The sequence below is a fragment of the Blastocatellia bacterium genome, from assembly GCA_035275065.1.
Classification (GTDB): domain Bacteria; phylum Acidobacteriota; class Blastocatellia; order UBA7656; family UBA7656; genus DATENM01.
The window spans coordinates 110,135-124,144 of sequence record DATENM010000054.1 but is presented as its reverse complement, the minus strand read 5'-3'; the positions used below and the strand labels follow the sequence as shown (position 1 = coordinate 124,144).

6 protein-coding genes are annotated in these 14,010 nt (G+C 60.3%); 4 read left to right on the top strand and 2 right to left on the bottom strand.

The features are described 5' to 3' along the window. Positions 1–86 precede the first annotated feature (86 nt). Positions 87–1,919 carry a sodium:solute symporter family protein gene (locus VJ464_11890; GenBank protein HKQ05827.1) on the top strand — a complete coding sequence of 611 codons (1,833 nt, stop codon included), beginning with the start codon at positions 87–89 and terminating at the stop codon, positions 1,917–1,919. 13 nt (positions 1,920–1,932) lie between these two features. On the opposite strand, the gene VJ464_11885 is transcribed toward VJ464_11890, so the two are convergent. Next, positions 1,933–3,351: a hypothetical protein gene (locus VJ464_11885; protein ID HKQ05826.1), complete on the bottom strand. Its 1,419-nt coding sequence runs from the start codon at positions 3,349–3,351 to the stop codon at positions 1,933–1,935. 703 nt (positions 3,352–4,054) lie between these two features. Here VJ464_11885 and VJ464_11880 point away from each other — a divergent pair. The 3 genes from VJ464_11880 (at position 4,055) to VJ464_11870 (ending at position 11,759) form a co-directional block, all read left to right on the top strand. Next, positions 4,055–7,564 carry a carboxypeptidase regulatory-like domain-containing protein gene (locus VJ464_11880; GenBank protein ID HKQ05825.1) on the top strand — a complete coding sequence of 1,170 codons (3,510 nt, stop codon included), beginning with the start codon at positions 4,055–4,057 and terminating at the stop codon, positions 7,562–7,564. Between the two features lie 123 nt (positions 7,565–7,687). Then, positions 7,688–9,937 (top strand): tetratricopeptide repeat protein, encoded by a 2,250-nt coding sequence (locus VJ464_11875; protein HKQ05824.1) that lies wholly within the window; start codon positions 7,688–7,690, stop codon positions 9,935–9,937. 97 nt (positions 9,938–10,034) lie between these two features. Then, positions 10,035–11,759, top strand: a complete 1,725-nt coding sequence (locus VJ464_11870) for a tetratricopeptide repeat protein (protein HKQ05823.1) — start codon at positions 10,035–10,037, stop codon at positions 11,757–11,759. A gap of 20 nt (positions 11,760–11,779) precedes the next feature. Here the strand turns inward: VJ464_11870 and VJ464_11865 are convergent, their stop codons facing one another. Beyond that, positions 11,780–13,993 (bottom strand): VWA domain-containing protein, encoded by a 2,214-nt coding sequence (locus VJ464_11865; GenBank protein HKQ05822.1) that lies wholly within the window; start codon positions 13,991–13,993, stop codon positions 11,780–11,782. Positions 13,994–14,010 lie beyond the last annotated feature (17 nt).

Genomic DNA, 14,010 nt, shown 5'->3' with positions numbered 1-14,010 from the left:
ATCTACTTTGCCTTCATTGGCATGATTGATCGGGTCTTGAGTATAACGGGCATAGATTTTCACTATCGAGAACGTGAGGTGACGGCGTGAACTTGAATCTACTGGATTGGCTGGTCATCGCGGCGTATTTTCTGTTCAACCTCGGCATCGGCATCTACTACGCGCGGCGGGCGCGCGGCTCGACGACGGAATTCTTTCTGTCGGGCCGTGACGTGCCGTGGTGGCTGGCGGGCACCTCGATGGTAGCGACGACCTTTGCCGCCGACACGCCGCTTGCCGTCACAGGCTTCGTTGCCGCCAACGGCATCGCCGGCAACTGGCTGTGGTGGAATTTCGTCATGAGCGGCATGCTGACGGTCTTCCTCTACGCGCGGCTCTGGCGGCGCGCCGGCGTGATGACCGATGTCGAGTTCGCCGAGTTGCGTTACTCGGGCAAGCCGGCTTCTTTCCTGCGCGGTTTTCGCGCCCTTTACCTTGGCCTGCCCATCAACTGCATCATCATGGGCTGGGTCAACCTGGCGATGGTCAAGATTTTGATGGTGACGCTCAGCGTCAATAAGTCGACGGCGATCCTGATCGTCATCGGCATGCTGTTGTTCACGGCCTTCTACACGACGATCTCCGGGCTGTGGGGCGTGCTGGTGACCGACCTTTTTCAGTTCGTTCTCAAGATGGGCATGGTCATCGTCCTGGCCGTCTTAGCCGTGCGCGCCGTCGGCGGCATCGATGCGCTCAAAGCAAAGATCATGGCGCTGGATGCGGCCAGCAACCATGCAGGCTCGCGCCTCGACTTCTTCCCCGATCTGCACTCGGCGTGGATGCCGGCGCTGACCTTCTTCGTTTATCTGGCGGTCAACTGGTGGGCGAGCTGGTATCCGGGGGCCGAGCCGGGCGGTGGCGGCTACATCGCCCAGCGCATCTTTTCCGCGAAAGATGAACGGCACGGCGTGCTGGCGACGCTGTGGTTCAACATCGCGCATTATGCGCTCAGGCCCTGGCCGTGGATATTGACGGCGCTCGCCTCGCTGGTCTTGTACCCTGAGCTGGTCGATAAAGAATCCGGCTACATTCGCACGCTGATGGACCCGAACGTGTTCCCGGTTTACCTGCGCGGCTTTATGCTGGCGGCCTTTGCGGCGGCCTATATGTCAACCATCGGCACCCAACTGAACTGGGGCGCGTCTTACGTGGTCAACGATTTTTACCGCCGCTTCTGGGTGCGCGATAAGGGCGAGCGGCATTACGTGATCATCTCGCAAGTCGTCACCGTCTTATTGATGATCGTGTCATTGCTGGTGACGCTCAAGCTGGAATCCATCGGCGATGCCTGGAAGCTGCTGCTGGTGATTGGCGCGGGCACGGGGCCTGTACTACTGTTGCGCTGGTTCTGGTGGCGAATGAATGCATGGTCAGAAATCGCGGCGATGCTGACGGCGGCCATTGTCTCGCTGCTCCTGCAAGAAATCATCAAATGGGATAGCGGCAACCCGCTGCAATTCGCCTACATTATGCTGACAACCGTAGGCGTCACCACGGCGGTCTGGGTGCTGGCGACAGTGATGACGCGCCCCGAACCGCAGGAGACTCTGGTGGACTTCTACCGCCAGGTGCGGCCCGAAGGCCCCGGCTGGCGGCACATCGCGCGGCTCGCGGGCGAAACCGCGCCGCACGAGATGGGCGGCCTCGGCGTGCAGTTCGCCAACTGGATACTCGGCTGCATCCTGATCTACGCCGCGCTATTCGGCATCGGCGCGATTATCTTTAAGCAGTGGTTGAGCGGCTCGCTCTACTTGCTGGCCGCGGTCATCGCCGCCGCCTTGATCTCGCGCAATCTGTCGCGCGTCAACTGGAAGCCGCTGCCGGCAACCGCCGGAGAGCCGTGGCCGGAAGGCGAGGTCACCGCCTCGTCTTCGGATTAAAGGCCGGTTCGGATTAAAGGTCGGCGACGCGCAGCTCGTGCAGCGCCAGAATCGAGATGGTTGTCGGGATGCCGTTTTCGACGCTGACTTTGAGCAGCGCCTGGAAGTAGCGCGGCACGCTGCCCGATTGTTGCAGGCGCTGATTCATCTGGTCGAGATAATCTTTATTGGTCACAAACTCGGCGGCGGCTTCGGTGCCCTGGCTGTAAACCCCTGCCAGCATCATCACATCGTTGCCCTCAGAAATGTTCGGCTTCACGGTGATCAGCGCGTAATCGATGGTCAGATTGCCTGTGCGCCGGTCGAACTGCGGGATGTATTCATGCGCTTCGGCGGCCTGCTGGCGGCGGTTCTCGATGGTGCCTCGGCTGGTGAAGAGGAAGTCTTCGTTGCGCGTCAGCTTGCTCGACCATGTGTTCACCCAGACGCCGCCGAGCATGATGACGTTGTGCTTCTTGAGGTCGTCAGCGCTTAAGGTGCGGCTCTGTTTGAGCTGGATGTTGCGGCTCGCCTTGCGGAAGAAGTCGGTCAGGTAATGCAGGCCGATGGCCTCGCCCATACCTGTGTAGACGTTGGTGCCGAGCACCAGGCGCGGCGTTTCATTGCGCTCGACGACGATTTTGCTCTTGGCCGCTTCGTCGCTATCGTCGGTCGGCCCATGCGATTCTTTAATGGCGACCTCCGGGTTAGTGACGAACTTGTCTTTCAGAGCGGCAACGGTTTCATCGGCCAGCGGAATCGAGCCCTTGATAATCGATTCCGGGTCGCTGGCGTTGATGAAACGCAGGACCGGCGGGTTGCTGAGGATAACCAGCGGCGGGTTCTTGTCGGCGAGAAACCCAGCCCAGAAGCTGCCATAGGTCGCCGGGTCCTTGGCGGCTTCGCCGCGGGCCACCTCGCGCCGCAGTTGACGGTTCTCTAGCCCGAGGGTCATCACCGCGGCTAACAGCCCCAGCCCAACCAACGCCGCGACGATCTTTCCATAAGGCCAGCGCCGTGCGGCGGGCGGCGCGTCGATCAGAGCGGGCATTTCGGCCAGGGCTTCAGCCGGCTCGCTCACTATTGCAGGCGGTTGCCGCGTGAAGACCGGCTGATAACTGCCGGCGGGGATTTCCAGCCGCACCGGATCAGTGGCGCCCTCGCGCGCATAATAGGCTTCGAGCTTCTTGCGTATCTCGTGCGCAAAGACCCGCACGATGGGGTCGCTCGCCGGGTTATAGCTGCTGTCACGGCCAAAGACGTCATACCCCAGCAGATGCTCGTTCAACTTCTCGGCGCGGCCTTCAAGATAGTAATCGCAGATCAGGCGCAAGAATTTCTGCTTCTTATGAGCGTTGACGAAATACTTGCTCCAGAGCAGGCGGTCGAGCGCCTGGCGCACCTCGTCGGGCGCGACGCCGGGCGAAGCAGACTCAACGATCTGAGCTTTCATACGCCGACTCCTTGGCAGCGACCGGCTTTTTGACCGCTCGCTTTTTAGCTCGAACCTGAAGGGCAAGACCTCGGCAACCTTTGATGGCAACCTTCTCGAATCAATCTTTAGGAGAAGTTAAAACGTTAATTTAACCTGTTAATTTACTGTAAGGCTATTGATTCTAATCTCGATTCGGCGTAGCCTACGTCTGGTCAAGATGGTCTCATTTTTACTTAAGTCCGATTCATTCTTACTTAAGTCCGAGAATTATCCGGGCACATTCTACGCTCACGAGCAGGACGTGACAATAGTGTATTGAGCTTCTCGGCAGTCTCGCCAGGCGGGCAGGTGGTGGGTTGTCCCGGCAATAATTCGCCGTCAGGTATTGACCTTTACCGCCGGCTGGCATATTCTCGCAGCATCATTTTTCAGCATTTATATTTGGGGATCCTCACTTCACGGGTTTAGAGAGTACGAAGGATGTGCGAGGGCGCGCCGCGCCCTTTACCTTTTCGCTTACAACACAGTGTTCTGGCAGTGCGTCCACTACGCACGGGGTTGCTCTGGCAGTGATCGGATAGCGAGTTGCTTGGAGCTTGCAAACGGCTGGTGTGACAAACCGCGCCTGGCTTCGGTCCGCTCTACCCATTGCCGGTTTGCCGAGTCCTATCGCCGCACGGCTTCAAACGTTTCGCTGAGACATGAAGGGAAAGGAGGCATCATGGATAGAAGGTTACCGATAAGTATACTGATGCTCTTCCTGTTTCTTTGCTGTGCCTCGTCCGTCAAGGCTCAACAGGATACAGGAAGTATCAGTGGATCTGTAACTGATCCAAAGGGCGAGGCCGTCGCCGGCGCTCAAGTCACCATCACCAATGAAAGCGTCGGCCTGACGAGAACCATCGTCACTAATGACAAGGGAAACTTCAGCGTCAACCTGCTGCCCGTCGGCAGTTATACGGTTACCATCGAAGCCAGCGGCTTTAAGAAGTCCGAGCATCGCGCCGTTGACCTGCACGTCCGCGAAGAGAAAATCCTCTCGACCACGCTCGAAGTCGGTCAAGTCGCCGAGACGGTGGAAGTCACCGGCGGCGCCAACAAGGTCGAGTTGACGACCGGCGAAGTCTCCAGCCTGATCAGCTCGCAGCAGGTGAAAGAGCTGCCGCTGAATGGCCGCAGCTTCGTGCAGTTGACCTTGCTCGTGCCTGGCGCTTCCGTGAGCGACAGCACGCGCACGGGCAACACGGGGTTGCTGGCCGGCGTTGACATCTCCATGAGCGGCAGCCCGGCCAACGCCAACGCCTGGCTGGTTGATGGCGTTGATAACGTAGACCACGGCTCGGGGCGCACCATCCTGGTCTACCCATCTATCGATTCAATCGAAGAGTTCAAGGTGCAGACCAACGCCTATGGGCCGGAGATGTCGGCCGCCGGCGGCGCGCAGATCAATCTGGTCACCAAGGGCGGCACCAACTCTTTTCATGGCGGCGGCTACTTCTTCCTGCGCAACGATGCGCTCAACGCCACCAACTTCTTCCTCAATCGCGCCGGCGCGCCGAAACAGTCGTTGGATTACAAAAACTTCGGCTACACCATCGGCGGCCCGGTCAAGAAGGATAAGCTCTTCTTCTTCTGGTCGCAGGAGTGGCGGCGTGAAGCGCGCGGCGTGCCGCGCAAATCGACAGTGCCGACGCTCTTGGAACGCCAGGGCGATTTCAGCGGCCCGCATTCCGGGGCCTTGCCGTTGCCCACAGACCCTTTTACCGGCCTGCCGTTTCCGGGCAACAAGATTCCGGCAAATCGCTTGAGCCCGGCGGGGCTGGCGCTGATGAAACTGTGGCCGGAGCCGACCAATAGCAACCTGATCGACAATTGGGTTGCCGCCCCTGTGACCAAGATCCCGACCTGGCAGATTCAGGGAAGGGCCGACTGGACGATCACCGCCAAACACAGCTTGATGTTCCGCTACACCCAGGACAGCTGGAAAAACCCGGCGCCGAACTTTGGCGCGGAAGGCGGACTGTGGGGCGACACAGGCTTCCCGACCGTTGACTCGGACTGGGATCAGCCGTCGAAGAACATCTCGACCCGTTTGACCTCGACCTTCGGTTCGAGCATGGTCAATCAGTTCCAGTTCTCCTACGCCAACAACCGCATCTTCATCGTGCCGGGGCTGGGCCAGGACATCAACGACGAGATCAATTCGAAGATTCCCGAAGTCTTTCCGGGCCCCGATGCGCGCGCCCATACGACGTTCTGGGGCTCGCCGCTGCCAGGGATTGGCGCCAACCTTTGGAACATTGCCCCCTGGAACAATGGCCAGGACCTGTGGATCTGGAAGGATGACTTTTCTAAGACCATGGGCGGGCACACCTTCAAAGTCGGCGCTCTGTACAGCACCAACAAGAAGGATGAGATTTGTTGCTCAAGCGCCGACACGCCGCAGTTCTGGGGGCCAACGGCAGTTCCCGGCGGCGCCGGCCTAGGCGGCGGCTGGGGCGATCCCAACGCGCCGGGCAACGGCGGACAGGTTACCGGCAATGGCCTGGCCGACCTGCTGCTGAAAGGCACCTACTGGGGTGGCGCCGATGAGCAGTCGTTCGTGCCGACATCGTTAATTCGTTGGCGCGATTACGAAGCCTACTTCTCCGACACCTGGAGAGCGCGCCCCGGCCTGACGCTTACCTACGGCCTGCGCTTCTCACGCCTGCCGCAAACCGTCCAGGACGATAACCTGTTAGGCAATTTCGTGCTCTCGCTTTACGACCCTGCTAAGGGCGCCAGTCCGCTCAACGGCATGATCTTCCCGGAGGAGCTCAGCCTGCCGGATAAAGGCATACCGGGCGGCGAGGCGAACCTGAAGGGCATCGACGTCGGGCGAGCGCTCAGACAGAATCACAATAACTTCAGCCCGCGCATCGGCATTGCCTGGGACCCGACGGGCAAAGGCAAGATGGCGATTCGCATTGGCGCCGGCAGCTTCTTTGGGCGCTCCGATTTAAGTAACCCGGTCGGCGCGATGATTAACAACCCGCCGTTCGTGGCCCACATCGACTGGGGCGCCGGGCGGCCTCTGGACACCATTCCGGGGACGCCGCCGGGTGGCACACTGGGGACGCCGAGCGCCGCCGCCGACATCAAGTCGAAGACGCAAGGCAGCTACCAGTGGAACTTCTCGATTGAGCGGGAGCTGTGGCGTGATACGACGATCCAGGTTGGCTATGTCGGTAATCATGGCCACCATCTGCCGATCAACTGGGACCTGAATTTCGTCCCGACCGACAAGCGTGCGGAATTTGCGCGGCGCGCTTTAGATGGTGATGCGAACACCAACGAAAACGAGCTGCGACTGCTGTTCCCGCTGAAAGGCAACGCGAGTCTGTTCTACCAGACCTTCGCCGGCGATTCGAGCTACAACGCCTTGCAGGTGCAGTTCGTGAAGCGATTCTCGAAAGGCTTCTCCTACCAGATGTCGTATAGCTGGTCGAAGCTGTTGGCGCTTTCCGACATCAACTGCTGCGGCGGCGGCACCAACACGAGAATCACCGATCCGCAGAACCTCGGGTATGACCGCGGCCTCGGGTCATTCGACCGCACGCATATCCTGAGCATGAACGCGATCTACAAGCTGCCAACCTTCAGTGGCCGGCATGCTCTGGTAAGAACCGCTCTGGGAGGCTGGGAAGCAACAGGCATTTACCAGTATGCCACCGGCGTCCCCCTAACGATCTCGGGCGGCCCTTCGATTGGCATTGCCAACCGGCCTGACCTGGTGGCTGATCCCGAAGGGGCGCACACGGCGGAGAACTGGATCAATCCGCGCGCCTATGCGCTGCCCACGAGTCTGGGACGCCTCGGCTTCTCGCCGAAAGGTTCGGTCCGAGCGCCTGGAATCAACAACGTTGACCTCGCTTTCTACCGCAACTTCAAGTTGCCGAGAGAGGGCATGTCTGTCCAGTTCAGGGCGGAGTTCTTCAACGCGTTGAACCACACACAGTTCTTGAATATCGACACCGGGTATTCGACCGGCTCAGGGACGAACCGCTCCGGACAGGAGGTTAGCGGTATCGAGCTGCTTCCCGGAGGCAACGGCGTCGGGTGCCAGATCAGGAACAATGGTGTGGCGACAGGAAAGTTCACGTCGGATTGCAACATCAACCAGACGTTCGGCCAGGCCGGGCGCGCGCGCGACCCGCGTGAAATCCAGTTCGGCATCAAGTTCAACTTCTAACCGCGGGGGTTGAACGCTGCTACTCAAGGGGCGCACCGGCCTGACTGGTGCGCCCTTTTTCTTGTGATATAATCGCTCCCCAACGGCACGATCCTTTTAATTCGGTTTCATTGGAAAGCGTCTATGCGTTCAACGCGAGCCGACCATCGCTTTATCACTTGCTTGCTGCTCTGGGTCTTCCTCGGAGCGGCGATAGCTTACGGGCAAAAGAGCGCCGGCGACGAGATCACCGAGCAGTTGAAGCTCGCCGAACGGCTCCAGCAGCAAGGCGAGGTGATTCGCGCAAACAGCGCCTTGCGCCAGGCGCTCGGGCTGACGCTTGAGCAGTTGGGAGCGATCTATGACAGTCTCGGCGATCTGAATCAGGCAGAGACCGCCTACGCCGCCGCCACCGAGGCCAAGACCGATTCCGACAACGCTTTGCTCGGCCTCGGCATCGTCTATCTGAAAAAACGCGAGTTTGAAAAAGGCATCGATACGGTAAAGACGCTGCTGGCGCAAAAGCCTTATCACGCCACCGCGCGCCACCTGCTTGGCAAGCTCTACTTCGGCATGGGGCGTATTGATGCGGCGATCTTCGAGCTGGACGAAGCGGCGCGGCAGGCCCCGCAAGATAACAGCGTCGCCAGCACCCTGGCGCTTGCCTATCTCAGAAAGGGGCAACTCGAAAACGCCCGAAAGACGTTTCAGCGCATCCTGACGAATCTCGGCGAATCGCCGCAGCTCCATGTCTTCTTCGGCTTCTCCTATCGCCAGACCAATTTCCTGAATGCGGCAGTCGAGGAGTTCAAACGCGCCGTCGCCTTGAACCCTAATTATCCGCGAGCCCATTACTACCTCGGCCTCAGCTACCTGTCGGGAGAAGGCCGCGACAAGTTGACGGAAGCGGCGGCGGAGTTTCAAGCCGAGCTGCGCCGCGACCCGACCGATTATCTGTCGAATTACCTGCTCGGCCTGGTCTACCTGAGCGACCGCCGATTAGAAGAGGCGGCGCGCAGTCTGGAAATCGCCCAACGGCTCGATCCGCGGAAACCTGACGCGCCGTTGTTTCTCGGGCAAGCCTATGCGCTTTTGGGCCAGGAAGCGAAGGCCGTCCCGCTGCTTGAGCGCGCCATTCAACTCACCCCGGACCCGAGCCGCAATCAGTATCAGATCGCCAACGCGCATTACTTACTGGCGCAGGCGTTTCGCCGGCAGGGAAAGATGCAAGAGGCCGCCGCTCAGGCGGCGCTCGCCGCTCAGTACAAAGCCAGGTCGTCAAAGAACGAAGCCGAAAGAATGCAATCGTATTTGAAAGGCGAAGCGGCGGGCGCGGACGAGATCAACCCCGGCGAGGCCGGCTTGAAAGAAGGAGCGGTGGTCATTGACCGCCAGACGCTGAACGAACAAGAGCGCGCTCGTCTGCAAAAGGTCGAGAAGGTCTATGCGCGCATCGCCGGCAACGCCTATAACCGGCTGGCGTATGGGTCGGCGTCGCAGGCGGATTTCAAGCGCGCCGCCAGATATTTTGAACAGGCGGCGCACTGGGACGCAGAGATCACCGACGTTGATTACAACGCCGGGCTGGCGTACTTCAAGGCCGAGCAATTTCGTCAGGCGGTCGCGCCGCTTGAGCGCGCCTTGAAGCAGCAGCCCGACCGCGTGCCGGCGCGTGCGCTGTTGGGGCTTAGCTATTTTTTCAACGAAGAGTATAAGCACGCCGTTCAGCAGCTCGCGCCGCTTGCCGACCGCGGCATTGACGACCCGCAAATCATGTTTGCTCTGGGTTTGTCGGTCGCTCACACGGGCGACCGACCGCGAGGCGAAGCGCTGCTGCGCCGCTTGCTGGACAAGTACCCGCAGTCTGCCGAAGTCCATCTGGCGATGGGGCAGTTGCAAGCCATGCAGGAGGATTATGCGGGCGCTGCCACAGAGTTCTCGAAGGCGCTAGAGATCAACCCGGCTTTGCCCGAAGCGTATTATTACAGCGGCCTGGCGCTGTTGCGACGCGCCAAATTTGCCGAAGCGGCCGAAGCCTTCCGTCGCGAGATCGCCCACAACTCGGGCCACGCGAAGGCGCATTATCACCTGGGATTTTCACTCGTCGCCATGCAACAGGTTGAACAGGGCGCGAAGGAATTTGAAGAAACCATGCGGCTCGACCCCGCCTACATGGAACCTTATTACGAGCTTGGCAAGATACGCTTGCAGCAAGGCCAGGCCGAAGCCGCCATCACGCTTTTAGAAAAAGCCGTGCAGTTAGACGCGAACAAATCTTACATCTACTATCAGCTCTCTCAAGCTTACCGGCGCGCTGGCCGACAGGAGGCCGCGCAGCAGGCGATGTCGCGCTACAGTCAACTGAAGAGCAAAGAGCGCGGCACTGCTCCTTAGTCGCGTAATGACGATGTTCGGCGACAGGCGAATCATCTGCCAGCGAGTTGCGAATGAAAGCCCCGTTTCAACCGGCGCGCGGCGGCGCTCAGTATTCATGGCCGCCGTTGTTTTTCTCTTTGCGATCATTGTTACCAGCGGCTTCACGTCAGGCGCCGATACGCCACCGACCGTTGATTACCTGAACACCAGGCCGGGAGTTGAATACGTAGGCGACGAAGCCTGCCGGCAATGTCACCTGAGCAAATACGAATCGTTTAAGAAGACCGGCATGGGCCGCTCAATGTCCAGGCCGCGAGCCGGCGACGGCGCTTTCTCGAAGCCGGCCACGCTACATAACGAAGCGGACGGTCGCGCCTACTCGGTCTTTGTCGAGAACGGAAAAGTCTTCCACCGCGAGGCGCAGCTTGACGCCAGTCACAAGCCGGTTTTTACGGAAACTCATGAAGTCGCCTACAGCGTCGGCTCAGGCAATCACGGGCAGAGTTATTTGATCGAGCGCGGCGACCAGCTCTTTATTTCGCCGATCTCTTTTTACACCAGCACGCGGAAGTGGGACCTGTCGCCGGGCCATGAGTCGGGACTCTTTCGCGACTTCACGCGCCCGGCGGGTGGCCTGTGCGTATCGTGTCATAGCGGGCTGGCGCAACCGCTATCCGACACCGGCAATCAATATCGGCAGCCGGCCTTTCGCATACTGTCTATCGGCTGCGAGCGCTGTCACGGGCCGGGCGCGCTGCACGTTGCCGACCGCCGCGCCGCCAAGCCGCTCGACGGGTCGGTGGATCGCTCAATCGTCAATCCCAGAAAGCTCAGCTCGCGTTTGCGCGAGGATGTCTGTTACCAGTGCCACCTGAGTGGTGATGCGCGCGTTCAACGGCCCGGAAAGAGCTTGCTTGATTTTCGCCCCGGCACGCCGCTCGATGATGTGGTTTCTATCTTTCTGGTGCCGCCGGCGTTGAAGGTCGGCGGCTTTGAGGCGCTCGGCCAGCCCGAGCAGATACGCATGAGCCGCTGCCGGCAAGCGGACGGCAGCCAGTTGAACTGTATCACCTGCCATGATCCGCACACCTCTCTGTCCGGCGTTGAGGCGGCGGCCTATTTCAATAAGAAGTGCATGCAATGTCACGCGCCGGTTAGCCAGCGTTTTGTGCAAACGCACCGCGCCGAGAGCTCGCCCGCGGGCAACTGTGTCGGCTGCCACATGCCGAAGGTCGCTGTGACCAACATCGCGCATCTGGCGTTGACGAATCATCGAATCCCTCGATCATCCGCGGATGCCGAGAGCCTGTCGGCCACGCCTGATATTGACCCGCAGACGAACTTGATCTGGGCGACGCGACCGCCCAACGCGAGCAGCTCGGACTTGCGCACACTGGCGCTGGCGTTCGCGCAGCTCGCGCCCAATTATCGCGGCTACGGCGAGCGCGGTTTCCCCTTGCTCGAGCGCGCGGCGCGCGAGTTTCCCAATGACGCGGAGGTGCAAGCTACCTACGGTCAGGTGCTGCTCGTCATCTCGCCGAGTAATTGGGCGCGGGCCAAACAGGCTTTTGAGCGGGCCATCGCCGCGGGCTCAAAGTCGGCTACCTTAAGGCGGCGACTGGCGCAGGTGTTGATTGACGAAGGGGATGCGGGAGCGGTTCGATTGCTCCGCGAGGCGATTCAGTTAGAGCCGTATAATTCTGCGATCTATCTTCAGCTTGCGCGGACTTATGTCGCCACAGGCAATCGCAGGGAAGCGGCGCGAACGCTAGAGCAGGCGCTGAGCTTTGACCCCGGCAACACCGACGCCCGCAAGCTGCTCAGCGAGCTGCCGCCATAATCTTGCCATCGCGATTATCCTCAGTTCACGATCTCGAAGTCGGCCTGCCCGCGCGCCGTCTTATTTCCCAGGCTGTCCTTTACATCGATGACCAGGGTGTAATTGCCCGAGGCGAGGCCGGCCAGGTGCAAGAAACGCGCGAAGGTCAGGTGCGGCACCGGCGCGGCGGCATAGTCGGTCGCTTGATAGCGCGGCAGTCGCGCATTCAGCGGCTTGCCATCTTTCAGCAGCGACAGCTCGATAGCGACATCGGTCTTTTGCCCCGCGCCGTCGGGCTTCGGGTTATAAACCTCGAAGTAAAAAATCAGGTTGTCGCCATTGCGAAACTGGCAGCGCGCCGAGGGCAATATCTTCACCCCTTGCATGGTCAGAAACTCGTCGGTCGTTTGCGGCGATTGATCGACTTCTTTAGACAGCAGGATCGTGCTTAAGGCCAGCGTCGGCTCGACGGCGCGGAGCTGAAGCGGTTGCTGACTCTCGGAGACTTTGCCCGACATGGGGTCTTTGACCAGCACTTCGAAAGTGTACTTTGCCCCGGCGGGCAGTCGCACATAATTGACGAAGCTCATGGTGCCGGGCTTCAAGACGTTATATTGCGCTTCAGTCAGCGCGATCTGCACCATGCCGCCGAAGCGCGTGGCGAAGCGGCCTTCGCTGTCGCGGACGATGCCGATGATTTGCAGACGGGCCGATGCCTTGTCGTTCTTCTTTTCAAAGCGCATGGCCGCGGTCGGAATTTCAAGAATCACCGGGATGCGATACTGGCCGGCGTCGGCTTGAAATCCCGCGACCCGCAAGAAGGTCGGTATTCTGGCCGCCGCTTCGGTGCTGCGAACCTGCTGCACGACCTGGTACTCGTCAGGCGTCAGCAGCTCGTATTCCGGCGGCAGCGCGTAGTAGCCTGTGCGCGCTCTGACGGTCATCCCCGCCTTTTTGAGGCCGACGCGAATCTGCCGGAACTGGCCATCGAGCTTTTCATTCTTGGGGCGATAGGAGATCAAGTAATAGGTGCGCATCTCTTGATCGATGCGATCAAGACCTGTGCTGAGGTCATTGGTGTTGCGGATGAAGAAACCGCCGGTCTCGTTAGCCACATGGCGCAGCGGACTCTCTTGCAAATCAGGGCCGACTTTGCGGGCGCGGTCAAAGACGGTCTCGCCGCCGATGGCGCGCTTCTTCTCTTCCGAGCTGACCGAGACCGTGCTGGTCAGCTCGTCATGCTGAACCAGGCTCCCCGACAGCTCTTTGGTCTCCAATCCCTTCGCGTCTATGCAGTAGATCGCTACCTGCGAGCGGTTCGCCAGGCTCACCGTCGTTTGCATCTCTTGCTCAATCGTCGGCCCGACAACAAAGCCTTCGGAAAAGAGCAGCAGCGTCTTGCGCCCTTTGATGCCCTTGACGCCCATCGCAATGGCGCGGATCGCCGTCAGCACGTTACGGCTCTGTCGCTGATCCATCGCCGAGCGCATGATGTAATCCATCTCGGCGATCTGTTGAGCCATCAGCGCGGCTTGCATGCCCGCCAGCTGGTTTCCGAGTGCCGCGCCCTGGGCGGCCGCGCCCGGCCCTGAAGGCGTTGCCGAGGGGACGCTGCTGGCAGCGCTCTGCACTTGATCGGACTGGCCTGTGGCAATCGTCGCGCTCAGAGTGGCGCGGTCGGCGGCCAGCCCTGAGCCGGTCGGGTCGGTCTTTTGTAGCGCCGCCATCAGCTTCGCTTTGTCGTTGGTGAAATCGGTCAGCGGGCGCAGCGACGCGCCCAGCGAAAAGACCGCCATCAAGTCATTGGGCTGCAACTTCTGCTCGACATACTTGAGCGACGCCTCGCGCACCAGCTTCTGATGCTCGAACTGCGTGGTCGAATAATCGAGCAAGACGATCAGCAGGTTGCCGGGCTCGCGCGCGGGGGCCGGCGTTTCTTCGCTGCCGATAGGCTGCGGGCTGGCGGTTTGCTCGCTGCGGGCCGGCGGCGTCGTCGGTTTCGTAGCGCCGCCGTGAAAGACGCGGAACGAAGTAATCTCCTGCTGCGCGCCATCTTCGAAGACTTCAAAATCATCGCGCGTCAGGTCGTTAATCAGGTGGTTGCGCTTATCGAAGACCACGGCGTCAACGAAGACTTCGGTGGCGCGCAGCTTGACCGACTCGGATTGCGCGGGCGTTTGCGCCGGCGACTGCCGGGGCACCGCGAACGCAGTGAACAGGGCGAGCAAGATGACGGCGGTCATGGTCTTCTTCATTGCAGTCTCCTTTGCCT

Bases quoted from the DNA above. Each gene is read 5' to 3' on its own strand.
- VJ464_11885 (HKQ05826.1), bottom strand. From the start codon at position 3,351: ATGAAAGCTCAGATCGTTGAGTCTGCTTCGCCCGGCGTCGCGCCCGAC.
- VJ464_11880 (HKQ05825.1), top strand. From the start codon at position 4,055: ATGGATAGAAGGTTACCGATAAGTATACTGATGCTCTTCCTGTTTCTT.
- VJ464_11875 (HKQ05824.1), top strand. From the start codon at position 7,688: ATGCGTTCAACGCGAGCCGACCATCGCTTTATCACTTGCTTGCTGCTC.
- VJ464_11870 (HKQ05823.1), top strand. From the start codon at position 10,035: ATGGCCGCCGTTGTTTTTCTCTTTGCGATCATTGTTACCAGCGGCTTC.
- VJ464_11865 (HKQ05822.1), bottom strand. From the start codon at position 13,993: ATGAAGAAGACCATGACCGCCGTCATCTTGCTCGCCCTGTTCACTGCG.